This is a genomic window from Streptomyces paromomycinus (genome assembly GCF_003865155.1).
GTDB classification, from domain to species: Bacteria; Actinomycetota; Actinomycetes; order Streptomycetales; family Streptomycetaceae; genus Streptomyces; species Streptomyces chrestomyceticus.
In genome coordinates this window covers 200,420-224,103 of sequence record NZ_BHZD01000001.1, presented here as the reverse complement: position 1 = coordinate 224,103, position 23,684 = coordinate 200,420, and the positions used below count along the sequence as shown (strand labels likewise).

Below are 23,684 nucleotides of genomic sequence, written 5' to 3'. Positions count from 1 at the left end.
TTGTGTTGTACGGTCTGGTCGTTCCGTTGAATCGTAAGGGATTGTCGCTGTGATCGCTCTACTGCTGGCTCTCGGTAGCTCCCTCGCCTATGGATGCGCCGACTTCCTCGGCGGCCTCGGCGCCCGCAAGGCGCACGTGCTGCGCACCGTGATGATCGCGGCGCCCGCCAGTCTCGCGGTCGAACTGCTGCTGTGGCCGGTGCTCGGCGCCTCGTTCAGCACCGCGACCCTGGGCTGGGGCGCCGCTGCCGGAGTCGCCTCGGCCGCCGCGTTCGCACTCCTCTACAAGACCCTGGCGATCGGCCCGATGAACGTGCTCTCGCCCGTGACCGCACTCGTGTCCGCCGTCCTGCCCGTCGGCGTGGGCCTGCTCCAGGGCGAGCACCTGGCCACCGCCGGGCTGATCGGCCTGCCCCTCGCGCTGATGGCGGTGGTGCTGGTCAGCGCCGGACACGGCGCCGGAGCCGCGCGCCCCTCCCGTACGGCATTGCTGCTGGCCTTCGGTGCGGGCGCCGCCATCGCCCTCCAGTTCGTCTTCCTGCACCAGGCGCCGTCCGACAGCGGGGTGGCCCCGCTGATCGTCGGCCGTACGGTCTCCTCGGCCGTCACCTTGACCGCCGCCGCGCTGATGCGCCGCAGGCTCGGCTCCGAGCGGCCCGCCTACGCGATGTCGGCCGCCGCGGGTGTGCTGGACTCCCTGGCGAACCTGATGTTCCTGCTCGCCGTACGGAGCGGCGACCTGACCGTCGTCGCCGTGATCACCGCTCTCTACCCGGCCGGTACGGTCCTGCTCGCCCGCGGCGTCCTCGCCGAACGCATCCACCGCGGCCAGCTCATCGGCCTCGGCACCGCCGCCGTCGCCGTCAGCCTCCTCGCCCTGACCTGAACGGGACCACCCCGCCACCCGAACCACGACAGCCCCCGGCAGCCGCACCCACCCACCCCGCTCACCCGCACCCGCACAGGAACGGACCCATGCCCGACATCCACATCACCCCCGCTGTCGCCGACGCCTTCCCCGACACCCGCATCGCCCTGGTCACCGCCACCGGACTGCGAGGGCGCGAGCCCTGGCCCGGCACCACGGCCGCTCTGGACAGTCTGGAGCAGCAGCTCGCCGACGGCACGTGGCAGCCCGCCGACGAGAGCGACCCCCGTATCGAGGTGTGGCACGCGGCCTACCGGTCCTTCGGCACCAACCCCCGCCGGATCCGCCCCAGCGTCGACGCGCTCGGCCGCCGCTTCGCCAAGAAGGGCGCTCTGCCGCGCATCAACCCGGCCGTCGACTCCTACAACTGTGTGTCCGTACGGCACGGCCTGCCGGCCGGCGCCTTCGACCTGGACCACGTCACCGGCGACATCGCCATCCGCCACGCGGACGGCACCGAGGAGTTCACCCCGCTCGGCGAACCCGACACCGTCGAGACCCCCAGGCCCGGCGAGATCATCTACGCGGACGCCACCGGCGTCCTGACCCGCCACTGGAACCACCGCGACGCCCACCGCACCCGCGTCACCGAGGACTCCACCCACGTCGCCTTCCTTCTCGAAACCCTCCAGGCCACCCGCGACGGCCACCTCCTCAAGACCGCCGCGGACGAACTGCGGCACCTGCTCACCCCGCACGCCGGACAGACCGCAGTCCACTACCTCGGCCCGGCTCATCCCGGGGCGACTGTCTGAGCCCCGCCTGCCCGCCCGTCTGCCGGCCCGGACCGGGCCAAACCGAACCGGCCCGGTTCCATCGTTCTCTCGCGCCTGCCGGTCAGAACTGGTTCTCGCCGCCGTCGACATACAGGTTGGCCCCCAGGACGAAGCTGCTCTGCTCGGAAGCGAGGAACGCCACCACGTTGGCAACCTCCTCCGCACGCCCGATCCGGCCGAGCGGGACAGCCGCGGCGAAGTGCGCCTTGGCGCCGGGCCGGTCCGCGGTGGCGGCCACGCCGTCGAGTCCGGGAGTGTCGATGGTGCCCGGCGAGATCGCGTTGACCCGGATGCCGCGGTCCTTGAGTTCGTTGGCCCAGGTGCGGGCGTAGGACCGGACCGCCGCCTTGGAGGCCGCGTACGTACCGAAGGCCGCGACGCCGTCGTCGGCCCGCACCGAGGCGTTCAGGATCACCGAGGCGCCGTCGTTGAGCAGCGGCAACGCCTTCTGCACGGTGAACAGGGTGCCCCGCACGTTGACATCGAAGGTCTGGTCGAAGTGCTCCTCGGTGGTCTGCTCCAGCGTGGCGAACGAGGCGCTCGCCGCGTTCGCGAAGAGCACGTCCAGGCCCCGGCCCCGGGCGCGGACCGCGTCGTACAGGCGGTCCAGGTCGGCCGGGTCCGCTATGTCACCGGCCACGGCGGTGGCCCGCGCCGAGCCGATGGTCTCCACGGCCGCGTCCAGCTCGGCCTTGCGCCGACCGGTGACGAACACGTGCGCACCGTCGGCCGCCAGTCGTACGGCGGCGGCCAGGCCGATGCCGGTGCTGCCGCCGGTGACGACGGCGGTCTTGCCTTCAAGGGTCTTGCCTGCGAGCTGTCCCATCGGGATGACCTCCACGGAGTGACGAAAGTCCGTACCGACATTTCTGTATCGATCGGTACTGAATGAGAACGTAGCACATCTGTACCGCTCGATACGGAAGGGTGGGGTGGCCGGTCGGCATGTTCGGCGGTCAGGGCACTTTCGGCACGTACGGGTTCGTCGCCGGCCGGCAGCGCGTCTCCGCACCCCCCGGCCGCGCTCAGCCCGTCGGCTCCTCGCCCTCGGTATAGATCACCAGGGTCAGCTCCGGCTGTTCGGCCAGGTGGAACGCCGTGTAGACGAACTCGACCGCCTCGCCGTTTCTGCGCCGCAGTCGTTTGCGTCCTCCGCGGCGGACCTGGACGTCGTACTGCGACCACCAGGCACGTGCCTGCGGGCTGCCCGTGGTCAACTCGTCGATCAGCCGCGTGTATGCGGGGTCGCTCGGGTGGCGCCCGGCCAGCGTGCGCAGTCGGGCGAGCAGGCCGCGAGCCTCCTGCTCCCAGTCGACCACGACGTCCTGGGCCACCGGGTCGAGGAACACCCAGCGGACGAAGTTCGCCGGCCGGTCCGTGGCCGTGGTGAGGTTGGGGAACAGCTCGTCGGCTGCCTGGTTGCAGCTGAGTACGTCGTAGTTGCCGCCGATGATGTAGGCCGGTTGCGGCTGGAGCAGCAGGGGAACGGCCGCCACCTCGGCGGTCAGTCGTTCAGGTTCCCCGGCCCTGGTCCCGGGTGCGTGACCGGCGAGTTGGAAGAGGTGGTCGCGTTCGTGGCGGTCGAGCCGCAGCGCCGTGGCGAGGGCGTCGAGCACCTGGTCCGAGGCGCGGATGTCCCGGCCCTGCTCAAGGTACGTGTACCAGGTGGCGCTGATCCCGGCGAGCAGCGCGAGCTCCTCCCGGCGCAGCCCCGGCGTCCGGCGACGGCCGGTGTGCGGCAGCCCCACCTGGTCAGGCGTGATGCGCTGCCTGCGGCTGCGGAGGAAAGCCCCCAGCTCAGCGCGTTGGTCCTGCTCTTGCTGCATGGTGGATGGCACTCCTGGTTCCAGAATGAACAGGCTCTGTATACCAGGCTGGTCCCGGTGCAGACTTGAGTCCAGGGCAGAGGGCAGCTCCCGACCAGGCCCGATGCCATCGCCTGCCGGTACCGGGCCGAAGACCGAACGCACCGGGCTCTGCCGGCACTGAAGACCGAGGAAGACCACCGCACCCATGCCCAGCACCACCACGCCCACATCCACATCCACAGGCCCAGCCACAACCACGACCACAGACACAGACACAACCACGACCACAGACACAGACACAGACACAGACACAGACACAGACACAGACACAGACACAGACACAGACACAGACACAGACACAGACACAGACACAGACACAGTCAAGGCACAGCCCCGCAACAAGGTCATCGCCGTCACCGGCGCCAGCAGCGGGATAGGCCGGGCCACCGCGCTCGCCCTGGCGCAGCACGGAGCGACGGTCGTCCTCGGCGCCAGGCGCGGCGATCGCATCGAGCAGTTGGCCGCCGAGATCCGGGAGAACGGTGGCCGCGCCGTCGGCGTGCCGACCGACGTACGGCGGCGTACGGACCTCGTCCGCCTGGTCGACACGGCGGTCGCCCGATTCGGGCGCCTCGACGTGCTGGTCAACAACGCCGGCATCGGGCCGATCTCCCCACTGGAGGACCTGCGCGTCGACGATTGGGACGACATGATCGACGTCAATCTGCGCGGCGTACTGCACGGCATCGCCGCCGCACTGCCGGTCTTCCGCCGGCAGGAGGCCGGACACTTCGTCACGGTGGCGTCGACCGCCGCGTACCGCACGGTCCCCGGACAGGCCGTCTACGCCGCGACGAAAACGGCCGTGCGCACGGTCTGCGAAGGGCTGCGGCAGGAGGTGGGCGACCTCCGCGTCACCATCGTCTCCCCGGGATTCGTCCACACCGACTTCGCCGACGCGGTCGCCGACCCCGACGCCCGCGCCGCGCTGCTGGCCCGCCGCGACGCCATGGCACTCGATCCCACCTCGATCGCGGACGCCATCACGTACGCCGTCGCTCAGCCGGACCAGGTCGACGTCAACGAGATCGTGGTACGGCCCACCGCGCAGCGGTGACGACGGCGCGCCCCGACAGCCCGACACCTTCGCACGGTCAGCTTTGTATGCCCCTGCCCCTGTCCCTGTTCGTGGCGGTGTCCGCGAGGAAGTTCCGAAGGGCTGACGCGACGGCGTCGGGAGCTTCCAGGGGCAGCAAGTGACCGGCGTCGGGGACCGTTGTCAGGGTCGCGTGCGGGATGTGGGGCAGCAGGCAGTCACGCAGGACGTGCGGCGGCTCCACCACGTCGTTCTCCGCGGCCAGCACGGTCACCGGTACCTCGATGTCCCGTACGGCGCGGGTGATGTCCCGCGCGATACCGTGCAGGGGCCATTCGCGCCGGGCCTCGGCGCCGCAGGCGAGGCTGTCCCGCACCGCGGTGGCCCGCACCGCCGGGGGCAGCGGGGTGGCGGTCAGGACACGGTCGAGGGCGTGGCACACCGTCTCGGGCGAGTCGTAGGCGTGCGCCAGGCCCTGCCGGTACTCCTCGGTGACCATGGCGGGTGGCTGTGGCGGCGCGGGTGCCACGAGCACCAGGCCGACCAGCGCGGACGGCCGGCGGGCCGCAAGGAGCTGGCTCGTCTTGGCGCCCATCGAGTGGCCGACGAGGACGAACGGCCCGGGCACGCTGGTCCGGACCACCCGGGCGAGATCGTCGGTGAGCTGGTCGAGGTGATAGGGGCCGGGCAGGGCTTGGGAGGCGCCCCAGCCGCGCTGGTCGAAACGGACCGTCGCCTGCCCGGGCGGCAGGAGGTCCAGCACGCCGTTCCAGGTGTCGCGGGAGCCGCCCCAGTAGTGGACGAAGACCAGGGTGGGCCCGGTGCGGCCCCGTGTCAGCACGTCGAGACACCCGCCCGACACCGCAACACCGGTTGTCGTTTCCGTCATCTCCGTCGTCATCGCGTCTTCCCTTCCGTCGGCAGCAGGCGACTCCTGCCGCCTGCTGCCGATCCGGCGAACCAATAGCCTGACCTGCTGTCAGGCTCGTCTGCGACGGTAGGCGCGAGACCGTTCACCCAGTGGCGGAAAGGAACACACTCCTTGTGGAAAACGGACACGGTGCGGTGCGGCAAGTGCGCTATCTCCCCGCCGTCGGATCGGCGTACGGGGTGGAAGTCCTCGATTTCGCCGCGCTGCGCTCGATGGACGCCCACCGCCGACGCACCCAGCCGCAGCGCCCCGACTTCCACGTGTTCGCGCTGGTCGGCTCCGGAACCGGCATGCACGAAGCGGACTTCCACCGGTACCTGCTGGCAGAAGGCAGCGCCGTGTGGATCCGGCCGGGCACGGTGCACCGCTGGAGCGACATCGAGGCCTGCGACGGTCCGCTGATTCTCTTCCGGCCCGATTCCCTTCCCGGCTTCACCGTGCCGCAGGCCGGTACACCGGCCTGCGGGCAACTGGACCAGCAGCGCCTGTCCCTCGCCCTGCTCGCCGTCGAACACCTCGAACGCGAGCACAGCGCAGCAGTCCGCACCCCGAGCCTGGCCTCACCCGCGCTCCTCTCCCACCTGTTGGCGGCCCTGATCCTGCGCACCCTCCCCGCCGCCGACGCGCCGGCCCCGACCGGCACAAGGCGCTCCGGCAGTCGGCAGACCGACGTCTTCCGCACCTATCGGGCCACCGTCGAAGAGCGTTTCACCGACTGGCATCACGTGGCCGACTACGCCCAGGCACTCGGTTACGACGTACGCACCCTGACCCGGGCGACGCGTGCCGCCACCGGCACCGGCGCCAAGAGCTTCCTCGACCAGCGCATCCTGCTCGAAGCCAAAAGGCTGCTCGCCCACACCGACCTGCCGGTCAGCAACTGCGCCCGGCGCCTCGGCTTCCAGGACACCGGGAACTTCACCACCTTCTTCAAACGCCAGACCGGCACGCCCCCCACCACCTGGCGCACTACGTACAGCACCGCCGCCGACGCGTACGCTCTCCGTGCGGGCACCGTGTGATGCCCGGGCTGTTCCGGAAGCATCGGGAACAGCCCGGGCGGGTGTGGCAAGGACAAGGGCAGGCTTGCTCCTGGACAGCGCGCAGTGTCCCGTCAGGAGGCGGCCAGCCCTTCGGTCGCCCGCAGCTTCACCGTGAAGGCCAGCGTCAGTCCTCCTGGCGGCGAGCACTTCACCACGGCGTTCCCGTCCAACGGGATGATCTGTGGTGGGTTCCACCCGGCCGGTACCGAGCCTTCGGCGGATCCGAAGGAGTCGAGCACCCGGCTTTCGGATGCCCAGGCGGTGACCGTACCGCCGACGGTGCTCAGGCCCTGTTCGACGACCCACGTCGCCGCCCGGCCGGCCGGATCGGTCGCCAGGACCTCGGCCCGGTAGCGGCTGGCCCCGGCTGCCAGGGGCACCGCGGCCAGGGTGACGGGCTGCGAGGCCGCGATGCCGCAGCCCTGCGCCTCCCGCTCGCGGGCCCCGATCCGCCCCGTCGCGGTGTCGAGGGCGAACACCCAGTCCCGACCGCCTTGCCACTGTGTCTGGCCGAGGTCGGTCGTGGACACGCAGCCACCGAGGTGGGACACCCTGTTCTGGTCCTGGGGAAGGGCCCAGGGGTTCGCGGGATTCGTGGTGCTGCCGATGATCCGGACCGGTGACGGCCCCCGCCGGCCGGTGAAGACGATGTTCGCGCGGGTGCTCGGGCTCGGGCGGAACTCGCAGTTCACGAACGTCGACGCGGTGGGGAGCTCCAGCGGGGGCTCGGGCGGTTCCTGGGCGAGCAGGAGGAGGGAGTTGTCGATGCGTACGGGCGGGCAGTCGGTCTGCCGCAGGAAGCTGGTTTCCAGTACCGAGCTCTCCAGGACGACATGGTGCAGGTCGGAGGTGGCCACCGCGCACTGCCAGGTCTCCGGGTGGCCTTGCGTCGCCTCCGAACTGATGGCGATTCCGATGCCGTGGAAGGACCCGTACGGTGCCGCCGAGGTCAGCAGGAGCGGTACGACGGAGCGGTGACTGCCGAGGTACCAGTCGCGCGCGGTGACGCCGACGAGGTCGGTCGCCACGAAGTCGTACTGCGTTCCGACGGTCTGCAAGCGGTTGACCCTGGCCAGCCCGCTGCCGCCCAGTGTGAGGCCGAGCCTGGTGGCGCTGAGGAAAAGATGCTCGACCTCGCAGAGGTACGAGTTGTTCCGCAGCCGCATCCCGTCGCGTGCGGCGGTGACGCGGAGGTGGCTGAACACCGAGCTGTTCGAGAGCTGGCCATGGATTCCCGCGCCCGAGGGGCACTGGAACTCCAGCCGCCGGACCGTGGTGATCGCGGCCGCTGCCGGCGGCCCGCCCCACTGGTACATCAGATAGACGGGGTCGGGGTCCGGTGTCCGCCGGATCCAGGTCGACCCGACGGTGAAGGCGTCGACGTCCCGGTCGAAGTTGATCAGTATCCGGGTGACCAGCCGTCGGTCCGCGTGGGCGGGGTCGGGCCGTACATTGGTGGCGAAGTCGGCGGAGAATTTCGCGGTCGGCGCGGTGAACGTCCGCGTACCGGCGTCCCGGTCGATCACGAAGTCGCTGATGCGGACGGAGTCGATGCGCCCGGTGAACGGCCGCGTGAGGTCCCGGTACTCCGGCCAGCGCTGCTGACTCCTGACGCCGAGGTAGACGCCTTCTTCGACCGGCTGGGTCAGCTTCGCCCCGGCCCGGGGGCGCTGCCCCTCCCGCGGCTCCGCGGGGGTCAGTACCGTCCCGGGCGGCCCGGCGTAGAGATCGAGGTGGGTGCCGTCCCAGACCAGGCAGAGGTGGAGCGGCTGCCCGACCGGGAAGCCGCCGGGGTGGGAGACGGTGTGGTCCACGCCGTCGAGCCGGGCGGTGGCGGTGACGGTGACCTGCCCTGTCGTGCCGCCGAGGAAGATCCCGAAAGCACAGGTGGCCGCTTCGCTGTTCAGCCGTCGGCCCGAGCTGGAGATGACCGGCTCCCCGCCGCCGCCCGGAAGCACCTCGGGGCGCACCGTGCAGGAGACCGAGAACGATGCCGCGCCGTCCATGTCGAGCGCCGGGCTGTCACGGAGGTTGACGGTGCTCCTGTTCTTCGCGCTGAGGGCGCCGGCCTTGCCCGCTCCGGTGAGCAGGGCGTCCGCCGTGGGCAGGTGGCCCAGCGACTTCGGCGAGATGCACAGCGCGGGACCGTGCCCGCCGAAGAACCTGATGGTGGTGGTGTGCTCGCTCTCGCCGAGCAGCTCGATCTTCCCCTGCTCGCGGCCGACGACCAGCGGGCGACGGATGCGGTAGTAGCCCGACGGGAAGTAGACCACGCCGGGCCGGAGCGGGTGCAGGGAGCGCATGGCACGGGTGATGGCGTCCCAGTCGTCGCCCTGGTCGTCGCCCCTGGCGCCGAAGTCGAGGACGTTCGCGAAGTCGTGTCTCGGCACCACGGCCACGTCGCCCTGCGCATCACACTCGCCGACGGCGAATGCGCCTTCGCTCAGGGGTAATTGGCGCGCGCACCGGCCCTGCCCGTCGACGACCACGGAGCACGGCTGCCCGGCTCCGAGCCCGGTGAGCCGCGCAGGCACGACCTCCGGCTGTGCGTAGTAGCTCACTTTTGTGCCGGCCGCTGCCGCGGTGGCCGCGACCCCGGTGACCATCGTTCCCGCGGTGAGCGCGGCGGGCGTCGCCTTGGTCAGCCGCGAGGCGTCGTCCGGGGCCAGCGCGGAGCAGAGCACATCGCCGGCCTGGACGTCGACTGCGACGGTTGCTGTTTGCATGGGCTCCTCCGGGTGCGGTGGCCGGTTGCCTCGGACCAGGAGACGGCAAACCGCCGACCGGGGACAGCCATCGGTCGCGCTTTCCACCCACATGGGTGATACGGCCGTCGGCGTGGGGGAGCGGCGGAGCCTGAACCCAGTTGATGCTTGATCCCAGGTCGCCCTGGCCGCGTCGCGAAACCGGGGCCGACGCCGGAGGCCGGGCCGGCGATCAGACGCGACAGAGGGGCACCCGGCCGCGGCGGCCGGATGCCCCTCTCGACGTGGTGCCGTACTGACGTCAGGACGCGCTGGGCCACATCGGCGAGCGTGAACCGAGGGTGCCCTTGCCGTTGCCCGGGTAGAGGTACAGGCCGCCGGAGCTGTTGATGCAGTGACGGTGCGCACCTGCCCGCCCTTGCCGGACAGGTCGGTTCGGCTGACGGTCGCCGAGGGCGCCCACTTGGGCTTGCCGGCGGCGACCTTGTCCTGGCCGGGGTTGTCGGCGAAGCAGCTGGCGGCCGTGAGCAGCCACTGCGGGGCGACCAGGGCGCCGGCCGCGACGGCGGTCGCGGCCAGTCCGGTGAGCCATGCGGCGCGTGGACGTCTGCCGAGCACTTTTGTTCCCTCAATTCTTGAGCGGTAGGGAAAAGGCGGAAGGAGGGCAGGGATGAAGAAATATCCGGGGCCGGTCGACGGGGCTGCCTGCCTCCACATCACCGAGGACGGGCCAAAAGGACAGCTCCGCCCGCTCGGCTGTCAACCGACCCGGAGCGGATCTCCGGCGCGCCGTCGCGGCGCCGTCTCCACACGGTGGATCAGGTGGGCGATGAGCATGACGAGTTGGGGACACAGTTCGCGGGGGATGCTGTGTCCCATTCCGTCGATGATGGCCAGCTCGGCGCCGGGAACGGCCGCGGCGGTGGCTCGCCCGCCGGCCATGTCGATCAGTACGTCGTCGGTGCCGTGGATGACGAGCGCCGGGACCCGTACCGACCGCAGCCGTGCCGTACGGTCGCCGGAGGCCATGGCCGCGGCGAACTGACGCACCATGCCGGCCGGGTCGTGCCCCCGGTCGTAGGCACGCTCGGCCCGCTCCGTGGCCGCGGCTTCGTCGAACGCGAATCCCGGCGACGCCACGGCCCGTAGGGCCCGGACCTGCCAGGCGATGAAGCTCCGGCGGTCCTGCGGAGGCGTTCCCAGCCCGGCGAGCACGGTGGCGTCGGGGCGGCCCACGGTGCGGTCACCGGTGCTGGACATCATCGAGGTCAGTGAGCGGGTGCGCTCGGGGTGCTCGACGGCCATGGTCTGGGCGATCATCCCGCCCAGCGACGCGCCCACCAGATGGGCGCTCCGCACCTGCAGCACGTCGAGGAGACCGACGATGTCGTCGGCCATGTCCGACAATGTGTAGGGCGCCAGGGGGAAGTCGGCGTTCAGCGCCGTGTGCAGGTCGGGACCCGGCGGGTTCGGTCCGGGCAGGTCGGGGCCGGGCAGGCTGGGGCCGGGCAGGTCGGGGAAGCGCGACGACCGCCCGGCGTCCCGATTGTCGAACCGGATCACTCGAAGACCGCGGCGGACCAGCTCGGCACAGAACTCCTCCGGCCAGGCGATCATCTGCGCACCGCCGCCCATCACCAGCAACACGGGCGGCGCGTGATCGTCCCCGAGGCATTCGTACGCCATCTCCATCCGTGACGGGCCGACATTCAGCGCCAGCTGTTCACCCATCACCGAACCACCCCGACACCCGATCGAAAGAAGCTGGATGAGCGTAAACATACTGGCAATTCCGACTCGCGGAATCGAACATGGCGCAATGGTTCGGCAGAATGAATGAGGGAGCGGGCGCGGAGCGCCTTCAGTCGGGACGGTTGCAGTGGGGAGCGAACCTCACAAGCCGACTCCGACTCCGACTCCGTCTCCGTCTCCGACTGCCGACACCGGGCGGCGGCCCCAGGCGGACACCATCGGCGCGGTGGCCAGGTCGAGGGCACCGGCGGCAATGTTCGCCAGGTGCCGGTCGATCTCCTCATCGGTGGCCGCCCCCGCCGCGACGAGCTTGTCGCGGACCTGTTGGACGCTGGCCCGCTCCAGCTCGGAGGACGCGGGGGAAGCGATCGGGAAGTAGGCGTCGGCCTCGACCCCGGCCAGTCCGGCCTCCCGCAACAGCCGCGGCAGCTTGCGCCCGTACGCCAGGTCCGCGCCGCGCTGCCGCAGCAACTCGCGGAAGCCGCGACGCAGTCTGTTGGCCAGCTCCTGCTCGGGCCCGTACTCGTCGGGACAGATCAGGGGCAGCAACGCCGGGTCGCCGTCCTCCACCACCAGCCACCCGCCGGGACGCAGTGCCTCGACCATGGACCGCAGGGCCTGGTGCCGGTCGGCGACGTGGACCAGGACGAGCCGGGCATGGATCAAGTCGAAAGGGCCTCCCTCCGGCGGCGCCTGGGCCGCCACGTCGTGGCGCAGCACCTCGTAGCCCGCTGCCTCGCGCATCCAGGAGGTGTCGATGTCGGTGGCCACCACGTACCCGGCCGGTCCGACACGCTCGGCCAGCCAGGCAGGAACCGTGTGCCCACCGGCACCGACCTCCCAGCACCGCCACCCTGCGCCGACCCCGACCGTCTCGAAGTGCCGGAACGTCGACGGATCGAAGAGCACCGACAGCGCCGCGAACCGCTCACCCGCTTCGGCCTGCTGGTTGTCCAGGAGGTACTCGTTGTCGGAGCTGTTGCGTGTCATGAGCGGATCATCGCACGCGGCGCGCCTGGGGGCCGGGGTTCCGGGACCGGATCGCGAACCGCTCCGCAAGCACACCCGAACCACTCCGCAAGCACACCCGAACCGCTCCTCTCAACAGCCCTCGTGCCCGCTCCGTAGCCATCCGTGCGCGGCTGCGGCGGCTACGGCATTGATACGGACCATTCGGATGTCGTCACCGCTGACCGGTTGAGCTACGCGTGGGAATCCCGAAGCGGAACGTTCGTGTGCGAAAGGCGGTAACTCGCGTACCGGAACTCGCTTCGGAGAACACGGAGCCCGTTGAGAACGCGGCTCCACTTGCGGACTTTGTCACAGCACAGTCGCGTTCACCCGCTCACGCAATCCGTCGCTGCCGTCCCACCGAACAACGCAGGAGAACACCGACGGAAGCCGGAAGCCACAAGCCGAAGGCCGGAAGCCGGGACACGCAACACCGAACACGCACTACAGAACACGCACCACGAAAGAGAGCGAACATGAAAGAGAGCCTGACGCACAGCGAGGTCGCCAAGATGGTCTCCGGACTCATCGAGGCGGGCGTGATCGACGGAGGCATGACCCTCGGGAAGCTGGTGGAGTCGCAGGCGGGGATGCTGGACGACGGGCCCGCGGACCCGGACCTCCACGTCCTGTGCTGCAACGAGTACTTCCTCGCGACCCAGGGGATTCCGCAGCCGACGGAGGATTCCGACTCGGTCGCGGAGAGCGTGCGGAGCGACCTTGCCTAGCCAGGACCAGGTGCCCGCCGGTTCGCCGGCGGGCACCGCCGCGGACGGGACGTACCTCCGCGGCCGGATGTGCGACGTCCTCGACTTCGCCGTGCGGCACATACCGCGGCTGCATTCCTACGAGAAGCACTGGAGGGGAAAGCAGGACCCCGTTGTCTCGATGAACGACAAAATCGTGGTCGAGGCCGCGCTTCTCGCCCTCACCTGTCACCGGGTGAGCCATGCGGAGCCGCGTATCGCGGCCGCCGTCCACGCGCTCGCGGAAGTCCTCCTGCCGCACGCCAGAAGTGCTCGGAACGCGGAGATGCTGGCGCGCCTCCCGCAGTCCGCCGCCTCGATCGGCACCTCGCACCTGCTCCTCGACCGCATCGGATACCCCGACGCTCGCTACGACGCGCTTCACACGGCGGCGATCGCCGCGACGCACCCCTGCCTGCCCGAACGGCTGCCCTACCGCTACATGGAACAGCAGTGGCTCGCCTCGCTCGCCCCGGGCGGCACGGGCTCGTACGGGGTCGAGGCGCCGCCCGGGTCCGTCCTGTACGCGAACCAGACAGCGGTCGAAATGCACCCCAATGACGTCTACTCACTCACCCATGCGGTCATGTTCGGTACCGATTTCGGGCGTCGCACGGTCGATCCGCGGGTCAGCACCGAAGCCGTACTGGCCACCCTCGACTCCTGCCTGGCACTCCAGCTCGGCAACGAGAACCTCGACCTGATCGGCGAACTGCTCTTCTCCGCCGCGATGCTGCGCCCCGGCACCACCTGCGCGTACACCCGCGCGGGCTGGGACCTGCTGACCGGCGTGTGGGAGCGGTTCGGCTATCTGCCGAGCCCGCAGTTCTCGACACCCGAGTACGAGGAGCTGGCATTTGGGGCCCGCGCCGCCTATTCCTTCCAGCACACGTATCACACGATGTTCGTCGCCGGAATCCTCTGCGCGGTGCTGTACGACGCGCTCGACACACCGCCACGGCCGCACGCGCACGCCGCTCCGGACGACGTGGCCGCTGATGCCGCGCTGGCGCTGGCAGCCAGGGAGTACCAGCTCGACGTGCTCACGCGACAGCTCGGGCAGCTCACGGCAGCGGGCGGACCGCTGACCCCGACGGCCGAGGCGGCGACCCGCTACCTGAAGCTTCAACGGGCGGCGCTCCGAGGCGTCCCGTCCCGGCCCGCCCCACAGGCCCGGTAATTCCCGGGGCCACCTGCCACGCCCTGAGCCCGCTGGGCCATGACCACTCCGGGAACCGAAACCAGTATCAGCAAGCAGAAGCGAAAGGACCGGTGCATGCTCGGACAGTGCGGAGGCCCCCGTCGATGTCCGCCGCCTGCTCCGCTTCCCGCACAGGAAATGCACCGGCATTCCCTGCCTGCCGCAGCAGTCGTACAAAACCGTCCACCTCCATGCCCCGGCGCCTCGAAGGGGCCGTCGCCGCCTTGATCAGACAGGCCGCCGGCCACTGACCGCTGTTCTCCCTTCCTGCCGGGGCTTCGGCCCCGCGCCGTACGACCTCCCCACGGTACGGCCGCATGGGGCCGTCAGTTTCAGCGTGCACGGACCTACTGGAAGCGTCCGGTCCGCCGGGCCCGACGAGCACGGCGAAATGGCCATTTGCTGCTGGAAACAGGCCGATAACAAGTCACGAGAACGGCGCCGGGCGCGATACTTTCGCGGCGGAAAGACGGCTTGTTGCCGTCACGTTGCACAGAAGAGGAGCGCCGTGGGGACAGCGGCGGCGAAACCGGCGTGCGAGGAGGCGGCACCCCGTCCGGCAAAAGGACGGAGACGGTGCCGCAGTGCCGCGGACACCCTGCGCGGCACTGCGACAGCACCTACCGGGCCCACACCCACCAGGGCGCGGAGACACGGCGTCGCGCTTTGCCGCGACAGCGGCCGCGCACCGCTCAACTGAAGCTCGGCCGAGCTCCCGAGTCCGGGGTCCCCTGCCGGACGCGTCGACGCATCGGATCGTCCCCTGCCCGCCGCGCAGCTCTCCGCTTCCGCACACTGACATGAGGAGCACCTTTCTTGACCACTCACCGTAGACACGGCATCGGCCCACGGATCGTACGGGCCCTGGTAGCGGCACTGTGCGGGATCCTCGGTGCCACCGCGCTCAGTACGACCCCGGCGGCAGCAGCCGATCAACGCCACGCGATCTACGCCATCGCGCACCGGGTCAACACCGTGGACGGCGTGGACGCCGCGATCAGCCACGGTGCCAACGCCATCGAGATCGACGTCTGTGCCTGGTGGAACCCGAACGAATGGCGTGCCTGGCACGACTGTTCCTCGGCCGGTGACAACCGCCGGGGCCCCAGCTTCGACAGCATGCTCGACCGCATCATCTCCAACGCCAACGCGGGGCGCCGGCTGGCGCTGGTCTGGCTGGACATCAAGGACCCCAACTACTGCGGAGAAGCAGAGAACCGTACGTGCAGCGTCGCCGGACTGCGCGACAAGGCACAGCGGCTGACGGCTGCCGGAATCCAGGTGCTCTACGGCTTCTTCGAGTACCACGGCGGCAACACGCCGGACGTCGGCGGCCGGGGCTGGAAGAGCCTGGAGGGCAAGCTCGGCAAGCTGGAGGGCATCACCACGACCGGCAGCCGCGACAAGGTCCGCAACGCCTTCAACCAGTCCGGTGCCGGGTTCCCGAAGGGCCGCCGGGTGATGGACTACGGCGACACCAACATCCCCAACGGGTTCGGCAACTGCACGGAAGCCACGTGGAACACCTGCGCGGAACTGAAGAAGGGCGCCGCTGACCGCGCCGCGGGCCAGCTCGCGGCCACCCTGTCCTGGACGACCACCTACAACGACCCGTGGTACGTCGACAAACTGCTGGGCGACGCGCAGGTGGACGGCATCATCGCGGGCTACGCCGCCTTCACCGGAGAGCGCGAGTACGACAACAGCTGGCAGTGCGCCAACGCCATCAACCTCATCCGTGACTGGGTGAACCGCCACAGCGGCTCCCACCGCATGGCCAACAGCGGGGACCGCCTGTTCAGGTAACGGCCGGCCTCGGGCCAGGACCGCACTGCCCTGTGCCCCCCGGGCCGTCGGCCGGAGCTCCGGCCGACGGATCTCCGGCCTGCCCGGCAGGCAACGACTACGCCTGACCGCCAGACGCCAATTACTCAGCGTCAGTTCACGGTTGTCTGTTCCGCGTGGGCCCCAGGATCCGCTCGATGTCGTCACCAGCGCACGAAGCTCACCACGAGTACGGCCAGGGACAGCAGCAGCATGCCGAGACAGTTGACCCAGAAGGCGGAGTTCAGGGCTCTTGCGCGAATATGGGCCGCGCCCGCCGCGAGAAAGTAGACCACGATCGCAGCGGTGGTCGTCATCGCGACACCCGGCACCCGGAGTCCCACGGCCAGCCCTGAGACCGAAACCGCCTTGGCAGTGGTCAGCGTCCACCACCAGTCACGCGGGAACCGTACGCCGTCCAGACAGTCGACTATGAACTTCGGCGGGCGGACCATCATCACGGCGTCACCGGCCTGGATCACGAGCAGGACCAGGACCGGCCAGACCGGGGAGGGGAGTTCGGAGAGAGTCATCGCTCAGTCCCTGCTCTGCGTGGTGATGAACGCAGCGGTGTTCCGGATCCTGGAAGCCGTTTGCCGAGGGTCGGTGGTTCCCGCGGCGAGCAGCATCAGCTCACCGAGGTAGCTGGAGAACATGACGTGCGCGCCGAGCCTGGCGTGGGCCTCCGGCGTTCCCGCGTTCACCATCGCGGTGGTGAGGTTGTTCTCGGCCAGCGTGCGCAGTGTGCCGAGCGCCGCGTTCTCGGGCCGGCTCCGGGTCAGGGCCCGGAAGTACGCGCGCGCGAGGTCCTCGTTCTCGGTGAACAGGTCGAGGAAGGGGTCGAAGTAGCGGGACAGGTAGTCGACCGCGGAAGTGGTGGTCTCCGCCGTCGGCGGAGCGGGGATGCGGGCGGCGATGGCCTGGTCGTAGACCAGGCTCAGCAGCGACTCCTTGTCCCCGACCGCCATGACCGCCCCTACGGAAACCCCTGCCGCGGCGGCGATGTGGCGCACCGTCGTGCCGTGGAAGCCCTGCTCGGTGAAGAGTCGCGCGGCAGCGTCGGTGACGCGGGCAGTGGTGCGTCGTTTCTGTTCAGCGCGAGTCGGCTGAACGCGTTCAGCGAACATGTTCAGAATATAGGCGGCGTGGCCACGGCGACGCAACGGTGTCGGTCCGTACGGAGTGTCGGTCCGTACAGTCCGAGGCGGCCGGCGACGGCGACATGTACGCGGCAGTGGTGCCGGCCGCAGAAGGCGTGCGACGAGGACCGGCCCCGACCACGGAGGAACCGGCCCGCCTCCTACCGACCGGCCGCGGCGCACTGGTTGACGGAGGGCCCGCGGAGCGCCACGACGGCGCCACCGCCTGGGTTTACGTTTCCGGTACCGGGTTACTCGGCCGATACCTTGATCGCATGTCTTCACGCGGAGCGTTCAGGGCACGTTCACCGCAGTCGGCCGGCAGGCCGCGGTGAATGGTCGCCGCCGTCGGGAAAAGGCGGCGGCGATACGCACCTCACCGGTGCGACTCATCCGGTCGACCGGGACGGACGGAGTTTCCGCTTCGTCACCTGCCCGCCTGCCGGGCGACTCGTGAGAAGTGGGTCCAGGCGCCGAGCGTGTCACGTTCGAAGTTCTCTTCGGAGATCTCGGCCGCGATGCTCTCCCGCAGCCTTGTGCCGAGTTGCCGGACACCCGACGGATCTGCGTACACGGCCTCGATCGCATCGGCCAGACCGTCACTGCTGGGCAGGAAACGGTGCGCGACCGGAAAGAACCTGCGGGCTTCCACCTTGTCGGTGTCGGGCATCACGGTGCAGACACCCGAGAGCGCGGCTTCGAGCGGCGTGATGCCCAAAGTTTCGTACCGTGAGGAGCAGACGAAGATTCCGTTGGACCGGGCCAAGCCGAACAGGGCGTAGAGCTGTGTCTTGGAGAGCTTTCCGACCGCCAGGAATTCCCCGCGGTGCTCCCTCGGTACGCGAGCACGCAGTGCCTCCCGTGCGGCAGCGTCATCGGGGCTGTCCCCGGCGACCAGAATCCGCAGCGGAACCCCTCGCTTGCGCGCTTGGACACAGCCGCTGATGAGGAGTTCGACATTCTTGAAGTAGTCCAGTCGTGCGACAGCGGTGAAGACGAGCAGCTCGGCCTCCTCGGCGAACGATCTCAGCCGGCCGCGGAGCGGCTCCGGTGCCGTGGACGGCGCTATCGGCGGCCGCACCGCGCGAATCCGTCGCTCGTCGACGCCCCGGCTGACCAGATACTCCCGCTGCAGTCGCGAGTGCTGGAGCACGAACATGCGCCCGTTCGACCGGACCCTGTTCACCCCGAGCTCCTGGTGCTTGAACAGGTGCAGCGCCTTGGCCGCGTCACCGAACGCCCGGGCGGTCTCCCGCGCCGAGAACATGCCGACGAAGTCGTGGACGAAAGGCCCGTGGTGGGTCACGCAGCATGCGAGTTCCTGCGGATGAAAACCGAGCAGGGCATCCGTCTGGTAGTAGAGCATGACCTGGCCGCTGAAGCCGTGTTCGTGACAGAGCAGAGCCGCCGCTTCGGCGACAGCGCTGCTCACAGCGGCTGCGTCCATGTCGAAATGGAAGCGGAGAGTGGCGCAGCGGAAGCCCGACCGGTGTGCGAGAGCGACCTGGGGCTCCGTCAGTTCTTCGTCCCGTTTGTAGAGGATCACCCCGGCGGAAAGACCGGCGTTCCGCAGGCAGCGCAGTGCGGAGCGGGTGAACGAGGTGGCACCCACATGGGCCGGCTCCAGCTCGCTCTCCGGGAAGTACCTCTCGTTGATGACGAGTATTCCGGCCATTCGCGAATCACATAAGTGTACGTTCATGGACTCCGGGCCTCTGGTTACTGTCGTGACATCCCGTGACCGGAGCGCCTACAGGTCGGCGGTCCGCCAGACACCGATCGATTTGTCGGTGAAGCGGTGCTCGACCCTTGCTCCGTCTTCCTCCGACTCGTAGACCTCGGTGCAGTCCTCGTTGATGAGGTGCAGGGGAGCGGGAAGCGAGAACGGCGCACGGCACAGGTTGAGGGAGCGCCAGCCGCCGGTTTCGATGTCGTCGGCGTTACCGGCCCGGCCGGTGAAAGTGGTCGTCGCGAAGTAGATGGAGCGGCTGCGTTTGACGTTGCGCAACGCCGCCCGTACGTCGGCGTCGCTGAAGTGCACGAGACAGTCCCGCGAGAAGATCATGTCGACCTGCGGAATCCGGCTCCGCGTGATGTCGAGCACGTGGAAAGCGCGGCCCGGCCGTCCGAACTTCCGCTCGTTCTGTTCGACGACTTCGGGGACGACGTCGGCGCCGAGATAGGCATCCACTCCGAGCTCCACCTGGGACATCCAGTAGAAGTCCCCGCACGGTATGTCGAGGAAGCTGTGGACGCCGAGCTGCGAGATCAGCTCGGGAAGTTTCCGACGGAGGGCCGCGGTCTGTACGAGATCGGATCCGCTGCCCGAACGTGACAGGTTCTCGTTCTTGCCGTCACCGCCGGGAAAAAGCTTCCAGGAGTCGCTGGCGTAGAGTCCGCCGAAGATGCCCTTCATCGTCCGTTCTGATGGGTCACCGGCCGGTGGAAGGACGGGAGAATGGCGAACGCCGGCCGTAGGGAACCCGCGGTTCATGTCGTTCATGGCAACCCTTCACCTGGGAGCTGGTGGAACAGAGCAGCCGGCCGGGAAGTATTGCCACCCCCTGGGCCGCGTTTGCGCACAGGATTTCGCGTCTTCGCGCGTTTCCACGTGGGGATGTGAGTTGGGCGTCGACAATTCTTGCACAGCGCTCGTGAATGTCCACTGGGCAATTGTAAATAGCAGCTAAACTCGCCGCCGCGCAGGCCCGATGATCTCCTTCGGTGGTCCGGAAATGTGGCACCGTAAAAAAGGTAGGTGCAGGTGGGGAGCCTGCGGCGGGCGTTGCCGCCGGGTGCGGTGCCCGCTTGCCGGGGCGGGACGCCCGAGTCGTACCGACTGCGGTCCATACCAATGTCCCGCGCTTGCCGGACGTTCCGCACCCGCACCACACCTTCCGGCCGTCGGAAGCACATCCCACGGCCGTCCTGCCGACACCTTGCGGGGCGACGCCGCTGTCCATGGACCCGTACGGCACAGGCGGCGTGCCCCGCGGTCCTGTCAGGGACGATCCGGCAGTGAAGGCAGCGAGGGCGGCGATTTCGCCGGGTTCTGGCGCAGCGCCTCCAGGGCGATCCTGATCGCCTCGTCGAGCTGGGGGTCGCGGCCGGCGGCGTGGTCCTGCGGGGTCTGGGGGACCTCCACGTCCGGCTCGACACCGTGGTTCTCGACGCTCCACTCGTGTCCTTCGAACCAGGACGCGTACTTGGGCTGCGTGACCAGGGTGCCGTCGACGAGGTGGTAGCGCGAGTCGATGCCGATGACGCCGCCCCAGGTCCGGGTGCCGACGACCGGGCCGATGCCGAGCGCCTTGACGACGGCGTTGACGATGTCGCCGTCGGAGCCGGAGAACTCGTTGGCGACGGCGACGATCGGGCCGCGCGGGGCGTCGCGCGGATAGCTGTACGGCTGGGCTCCGCGCGGCAGTGTCCAGCCGATGACGCGGCGGGCCAGTTTCTCGACCACGAGTTGAGAGGTGTGGCCGCCGCTGTTCTCCCGTACGTCCAACACCAGCCCGTCGCGGGCGACTTCGACCCGCAGGTCGCGATGGAGCTGGGCCCAGCCCGAGCCCACCATGTCGGGGACGTGGAGGTAGCCGAGCCGGCCGCCGGATGCCTCGTGGACGTACGCCCGCCGGTCGGCGACCCAGGCGTGGTAGCGCAGCGGACCCTCGTCGGCGACCGGGACGACGACGGCGTGGCGCAGACCCCCGCCGCCCGCCGGGCGGACCGTCAGTTCGACGGGCTGTCCCGCCGAGCCGACCAGGAGCGGGCCCGGCCCGGTGGTGGGGTCGACGGGCCTGCCGCCGACGGCGATGACCGCGTCGCCCGCGCGCACGGCGACACCGGGCGCGGCCAGCGGGGAACGGGCGTCGGGGTCGGAGGTCTCGGAGGGCAGGACGCGGTCGATGCGCCAGGCACCGTCCTCGTGACGGGAGAGGTCGGCGCCCAGCAGCCCCTGCCGGGTGGCTTTGTTGTAGCCACCGGTCGGGGAGACGTACGCGTGCGAGGTGCCGAGTTCACCCTGGACCTCCCAGAGGAGGTCGATGAGGTCGCTGTGGGTGGCGATGCGCTCCAGCAGCGGGCGGTAGCGGTCCAGGACGGCGTTCCAGTCGATGCCGCCGAGATCGGGGCGCCAGAAGTTGTCGCGTATCAACCGGCCCGCCTCGTCGTACATCTGTCGCCATTCGGCAGCCGGATCGAGGGTGTGCCGGATACGGGTGAGGTCGACGGTGATGTTGGAGTCGCTGTTCTCCTCCTTCGAGGGGCGGCGGTCGGCCGGTACGAGGCGCAGCTTGCCGTCCGAGCGCAGCAGCAGCCGCTTGCCGTCCCCGGTGACCGCGAAGTAGTCGATGTCGGAACCGAGCTCCTCGCACTTCTGCTTCTCGAAGTCGTACCGCTCCAGAGTGCTCTTCGGATCGGCGGCGTCGGGGGTGGCCCGGGCGGCGCCGAGCACCCCGCGCACCGGGTGGCGCAGCCAGAGGAGACCGTCCTTGGCCGCGCTGAGCGCGGAATACCGGGCGGCCTCCACAGGGAAGGGAATGATCCGGTCGCTGAGCCCTTCAAGGTCGACGGCGGTGACGGGCGGCGTGCCGTCCCCCTCTGCCGTGTCCTTCGTCTCGGCCTCGACTGCGCGGCCGGCGCGCTGCGGGCCGAAGGGGGACGGCGTGGTCGCGGCGAGGGCGATCAGATGCGGGCGGCACGCGCCGACGAAGGCGAGGTCGAAGACATGCGCGTCGTAGACCGGGTCGAAGGAACGTTCGGAGAGAAAGGCGAGGTGCTTGCCGTCGAGTGTGAAGGCGGGGGAGAAGTCCCGGAATCGCAGCGGCGTTGCGTCACAGACCATCAGGTCGGAGGTGTTGGCGAGCTTGAGATGACGCAGCGGCACGGGGCCGGGGTGGGACCAGGCGAGCCAGGACGAGTCCGGCGAGAAGACCAGCCCGGTGACCGCGCCGTGCTCGCTGCGGTCGATCTCCCGTACGTGCCCGGAGGTCAGTTCCAGCAGCAGGACGCGCCCGTCGTGCACACAGACGGCGGCATGGCTGCCGTCGGGGGCGACGGTGAGGCCGAGCACCCGGCCCAGCTCCCCGCTGCCCAGGCGGCGCGGCGTCACGCCGTCCGCCATGCCGCCGGCGGGCGCGAACTCCAGGGCGTCCTCGCCGTCGGCGTCCGACACCCACACCACATGCTCCTCCCCGTCCAGGCGGAAGGTCTGGGGCAGCCGGGCCCGTACGCCGGGCTGTGCGGCGAGCGCGCGGGCCGGGCCGTCGCGGTGGGTGATCCAGTGAATGGTCCCGCGGACGGTGACGGCGCTGCCGCGCCCGGTGTGATCGGGGGACACCGAGGTGAGGTTGTGCTCGGTGGTGAGGGGGCGAGGCGTGAGGTCGGTGCGCTGGCCGCCGAGCCGGATGTCCAGGAGCCTGGGCCCGGCCCCGTCGAGGTCGTCCAGCAGCCACAGGTCACCGGCGGACATGTAGACGACGCGGGTGCCGTCGGTCGCGGCGTGGCGGGCGTAGAACCCGCCGAGCGGGGTGTGCCGGCGCAGGTCCGCGCCGTCCGGGCGAGAGGAGTACAGCGCGCCGGTCCCCTCGTGGTCGGAGAGGAAGGCGATGCGCTCCCCGGCCCAGAGCGGATACTCAAGGTTCCCGTCCAGGTCTTGGTGGCAGCGTACGAATGCGCCGTCGCCCGTGTGATCGATCCACAACTTGCCCGCCGTGCCGCCCCGGTAGCGCTTCCACGACGAGGCGTCCCCGCCGAACCCGGCGGAGCGCAGCAGGACTTGACCGCCGGGCCCGTGGACTATGTCGCCGACCGGACCGAAGGGAAGCCTGCGGGACGGCCCCGCGTCCAGCGGCACGGCATGGCCCCATCTGCGGCACCAAGAGGCCTGCCCGTGGGCGCTGATGGCGACGACGTCGCCGCCCGGCGTCCAGCCGCACACCGTGACCCGGCTGCCCCAGTAGGTGAGTTGAACGGCCGGCCCGCCCTCGATCAGCGCGGCCAGCACCTCGGGCGCGCCGTTGCGGGTCGAGGCCCAGGCGATGTGAGTCCCTTCCGGAGATATCCGCGGGCGGGCGACCGGACGGTTGTCGGCGCTCAGCCGCCAGGCCCGGCCGCCGCCGAGCGGGGCGAGCCAGACATCGTCCTCCGCCGTGAACGTGACCAAGTCACCGTGCAGGTGCGGGTATCGGAGATAGGCGGCAGTCATCGGGCACCTCCGGCCGGTGACGTACGGGCTGACCAGACAAGGACGAGGCGGGCGTACCGCTTCACAGGGGCCCGGGCGCTCCCCGGTTCACTGTCGTCGTAGCCGTGGAACGTGAGCGGGACCACGAGGGGCCCTCCTTCGACGAGAGATCCGCTGCGTGCTGGCGCCTGGCATGGCTCCCCGCTCATTCTGGCGCCGTCGGGGCGACCAGACTGGCGCATCGGCCTCTTTGCCCGCGAGGAAACGGCGCCGGATGCCGACCGGGGAGCCGTCGGCCGGTCCGGCCGCTGCGGGGCTCAGGTATGACGTGCTGGGGGGAGCGGTGGAGCGGGGGAGCGGTGATCATGCATCCGGGTGCTACGGACTGGCGTCGAGCTTGATGCATGTGATCGAAACCGCCCCAGGGGCGGGGACAGCAAGCTATCTGCGGGACCCTGACAACTGGTGGGTGCAGCGCCTGAATGCCCGGGTGGCGGCCGGGCGGGAAATCGCGGAGGCGGGCCATGATGCGATGTG

At 69.9% G+C, this 23,684-nt stretch carries 18 protein-coding genes; 7 read left to right on the top strand and 11 right to left on the bottom strand.

Features of this window, described 5'->3' with window-relative positions; genetic code table 11:
* Positions 1–49: 49 nt before the first annotated feature.
* Together OEIGOIKO_RS00865 and OEIGOIKO_RS00860 are read left to right on the top strand one after the other, a co-directional pair.
* On the top strand, positions 50–886 hold the full coding sequence (locus OEIGOIKO_RS00865; RefSeq protein WP_125050850.1) for a DMT family transporter: 837 nt from the start codon (positions 50–52) through the stop codon (positions 884–886).
* A gap of 89 nt (positions 887–975) precedes the next feature.
* Positions 976–1,683, top strand: coding sequence for a B3/B4 domain-containing protein (locus OEIGOIKO_RS00860; protein ID WP_125050848.1), 708 nt, complete (start codon positions 976–978; stop codon positions 1,681–1,683).
* An 82-nt stretch (positions 1,684–1,765) separates the two neighbouring features.
* On the opposite strand, the gene OEIGOIKO_RS00855 is transcribed toward OEIGOIKO_RS00860, so the two are convergent.
* Positions 1,766–2,530: an SDR family NAD(P)-dependent oxidoreductase gene (locus tag OEIGOIKO_RS00855; protein WP_125050846.1), complete on the bottom strand. Its 765-nt coding sequence runs from the start codon at positions 2,528–2,530 to the stop codon at positions 1,766–1,768.
* Positions 2,531–2,729: 199 nt separating this feature from the next.
* A complete protein-coding gene (locus OEIGOIKO_RS00850; RefSeq protein ID WP_125050844.1) occupies positions 2,730–3,530 on the bottom strand; it encodes a helix-turn-helix transcriptional regulator in 801 nt (266 codons plus the stop codon).
* Positions 3,531–3,918: 388 nt separating this feature from the next.
* On the opposite strand from OEIGOIKO_RS00850, the gene OEIGOIKO_RS00845 reads away from it, so the two are divergent.
* Entirely contained in the window at positions 3,919–4,629 is a 711-nt protein-coding gene (locus OEIGOIKO_RS00845) for an SDR family oxidoreductase (RefSeq protein ID WP_125058368.1), read from the top strand.
* Between the two features lie 37 nt (positions 4,630–4,666).
* Here OEIGOIKO_RS00845 and OEIGOIKO_RS00840 read toward each other — a convergent pair whose 3' ends face one another.
* A complete protein-coding gene (locus tag OEIGOIKO_RS00840) occupies positions 4,667–5,509 on the bottom strand; it encodes an alpha/beta fold hydrolase (RefSeq protein ID WP_125050842.1) in 843 nt (280 codons plus the stop codon).
* Positions 5,510–5,652: 143 nt separating this feature from the next.
* Here OEIGOIKO_RS00840 and OEIGOIKO_RS00835 point away from each other — a divergent pair, with 143 nt between their 5' ends.
* Positions 5,653–6,561: a helix-turn-helix domain-containing protein gene (locus tag OEIGOIKO_RS00835; RefSeq protein WP_125050840.1), complete on the top strand. Its 909-nt coding sequence runs from the start codon at positions 5,653–5,655 to the stop codon at positions 6,559–6,561.
* Between the two features lie 92 nt (positions 6,562–6,653).
* On the opposite strand, the gene OEIGOIKO_RS00830 is transcribed toward OEIGOIKO_RS00835, so the two are convergent.
* The 3 genes from OEIGOIKO_RS00830 to OEIGOIKO_RS00820 all read right to left on the bottom strand — a co-directional run bounded on the left by OEIGOIKO_RS00830 (position 6,654) and on the right by OEIGOIKO_RS00820 (position 12,029).
* Complete coding sequence (locus OEIGOIKO_RS00830) at positions 6,654–9,308, bottom strand: glycosyl hydrolase family 28-related protein (RefSeq protein WP_170251456.1); 2,655 nt, start codon at positions 9,306–9,308, stop codon at positions 6,654–6,656.
* A gap of 738 nt (positions 9,309–10,046) precedes the next feature.
* On the bottom strand, positions 10,047–11,018 hold the full coding sequence (locus OEIGOIKO_RS00825; protein WP_125050836.1) for an alpha/beta fold hydrolase: 972 nt from the start codon (positions 11,016–11,018) through the stop codon (positions 10,047–10,049).
* A gap of 162 nt (positions 11,019–11,180) precedes the next feature.
* A complete protein-coding gene (locus OEIGOIKO_RS00820) occupies positions 11,181–12,029 on the bottom strand; it encodes a methyltransferase domain-containing protein (RefSeq protein ID WP_125050834.1) in 849 nt (282 codons plus the stop codon).
* Positions 12,030–12,526: 497 nt separating this feature from the next.
* On the opposite strand from OEIGOIKO_RS00820, the gene OEIGOIKO_RS00815 reads away from it, so the two are divergent.
* The 3 genes from OEIGOIKO_RS00815 to OEIGOIKO_RS00805 all read left to right on the top strand — a co-directional run bounded on the left by OEIGOIKO_RS00815 (position 12,527) and on the right by OEIGOIKO_RS00805 (position 15,803).
* Complete coding sequence (locus OEIGOIKO_RS00815; protein WP_031009740.1) at positions 12,527–12,778, top strand: hypothetical protein; 252 nt, start codon at positions 12,527–12,529, stop codon at positions 12,776–12,778.
* Positions 12,771–13,976 (top strand): DUF6895 family protein, encoded by a 1,206-nt coding sequence (locus OEIGOIKO_RS00810; protein ID WP_125050832.1) that lies wholly within the window; start codon positions 12,771–12,773, stop codon positions 13,974–13,976. The genes OEIGOIKO_RS00815 and OEIGOIKO_RS00810 overlap by 8 nt, the downstream gene beginning before the upstream one ends.
* Positions 13,977–14,813: 837 nt before the next feature.
* Positions 14,814–15,803, top strand: coding sequence for a PI-PLC domain-containing protein (locus tag OEIGOIKO_RS00805; protein ID WP_125050830.1), 990 nt, complete (start codon positions 14,814–14,816; stop codon positions 15,801–15,803).
* Positions 15,804–15,985: 182 nt separating this feature from the next.
* On the opposite strand, the gene OEIGOIKO_RS00800 is transcribed toward OEIGOIKO_RS00805, so the two are convergent.
* From OEIGOIKO_RS00800 to OEIGOIKO_RS00780, 5 genes are all read right to left on the bottom strand, one after another.
* A complete protein-coding gene (locus OEIGOIKO_RS00800; RefSeq protein WP_125050828.1) occupies positions 15,986–16,354 on the bottom strand; it encodes a DoxX family protein in 369 nt (122 codons plus the stop codon).
* A 3-nt stretch (positions 16,355–16,357) separates the two neighbouring features.
* Positions 16,358–16,948 carry a TetR/AcrR family transcriptional regulator gene (locus tag OEIGOIKO_RS00795; protein ID WP_125050826.1) on the bottom strand — a complete coding sequence of 197 codons (591 nt, stop codon included), beginning with the start codon at positions 16,946–16,948 and terminating at the stop codon, positions 16,358–16,360.
* Positions 16,949–17,387: 439 nt separating this feature from the next.
* Positions 17,388–18,635, bottom strand: a complete 1,248-nt coding sequence (locus OEIGOIKO_RS00790) for a glycosyltransferase family 4 protein (RefSeq protein WP_170251454.1) — start codon at positions 18,633–18,635, stop codon at positions 17,388–17,390.
* Positions 18,636–18,710: 75 nt separating this feature from the next.
* Positions 18,711–19,376 (bottom strand): class I SAM-dependent methyltransferase, encoded by a 666-nt coding sequence (locus OEIGOIKO_RS00785; RefSeq protein WP_125050822.1) that lies wholly within the window; start codon positions 19,374–19,376, stop codon positions 18,711–18,713.
* A 585-nt stretch (positions 19,377–19,961) separates the two neighbouring features.
* Positions 19,962–23,168, bottom strand: a complete 3,207-nt coding sequence (locus OEIGOIKO_RS00780; protein WP_125050820.1) for a S41 family peptidase — start codon at positions 23,166–23,168, stop codon at positions 19,962–19,964.
* Between the last annotated feature and the right edge of the window lie 516 nt (positions 23,169–23,684).

Coding starts and splice junctions, on each gene's coding strand:
- OEIGOIKO_RS00860 (WP_125050848.1), top strand. CDS start 976: ATGCCCGACATCCACATCACCCCCGCTGTCGCCGACGCCTTCCCCGAC.
- OEIGOIKO_RS00855 (WP_125050846.1), bottom strand. CDS start 2,530: ATGGGACAGCTCGCAGGCAAGACCCTTGAAGGCAAGACCGCCGTCGTC.
- OEIGOIKO_RS00850 (WP_125050844.1), bottom strand. CDS start 3,530: ATGCAGCAAGAGCAGGACCAACGCGCTGAGCTGGGGGCTTTCCTCCGC.
- OEIGOIKO_RS00840 (WP_125050842.1), bottom strand. CDS start 5,509: ATGACGACGGAGATGACGGAAACGACAACCGGTGTTGCGGTGTCGGGC.
- OEIGOIKO_RS00830 (WP_170251456.1), bottom strand. CDS start 9,308: ATGCAAACAGCAACCGTCGCAGTCGACGTCCAGGCCGGCGATGTGCTC.
- OEIGOIKO_RS00825 (WP_125050836.1), bottom strand. CDS start 11,018: ATGGGTGAACAGCTGGCGCTGAATGTCGGCCCGTCACGGATGGAGATG.
- OEIGOIKO_RS00820 (WP_125050834.1), bottom strand. CDS start 12,029: ATGACACGCAACAGCTCCGACAACGAGTACCTCCTGGACAACCAGCAG.
- OEIGOIKO_RS00815 (WP_031009740.1), top strand. CDS start 12,527: ATGAAAGAGAGCCTGACGCACAGCGAGGTCGCCAAGATGGTCTCCGGA.
- OEIGOIKO_RS00800 (WP_125050828.1), bottom strand. CDS start 16,354: ATGACTCTCTCCGAACTCCCCTCCCCGGTCTGGCCGGTCCTGGTCCTG.
- OEIGOIKO_RS00795 (WP_125050826.1), bottom strand. CDS start 16,948: ATGTTCGCTGAACGCGTTCAGCCGACTCGCGCTGAACAGAAACGACGC.
- OEIGOIKO_RS00790 (WP_170251454.1), bottom strand. CDS start 18,635: ATGGCCGGAATACTCGTCATCAACGAGAGGTACTTCCCGGAGAGCGAG.
- OEIGOIKO_RS00785 (WP_125050822.1), bottom strand. CDS start 19,376: ATGAAGGGCATCTTCGGCGGACTCTACGCCAGCGACTCCTGGAAGCTT.
- OEIGOIKO_RS00780 (WP_125050820.1), bottom strand. CDS start 23,168: ATGACTGCCGCCTATCTCCGATACCCGCACCTGCACGGTGACTTGGTC.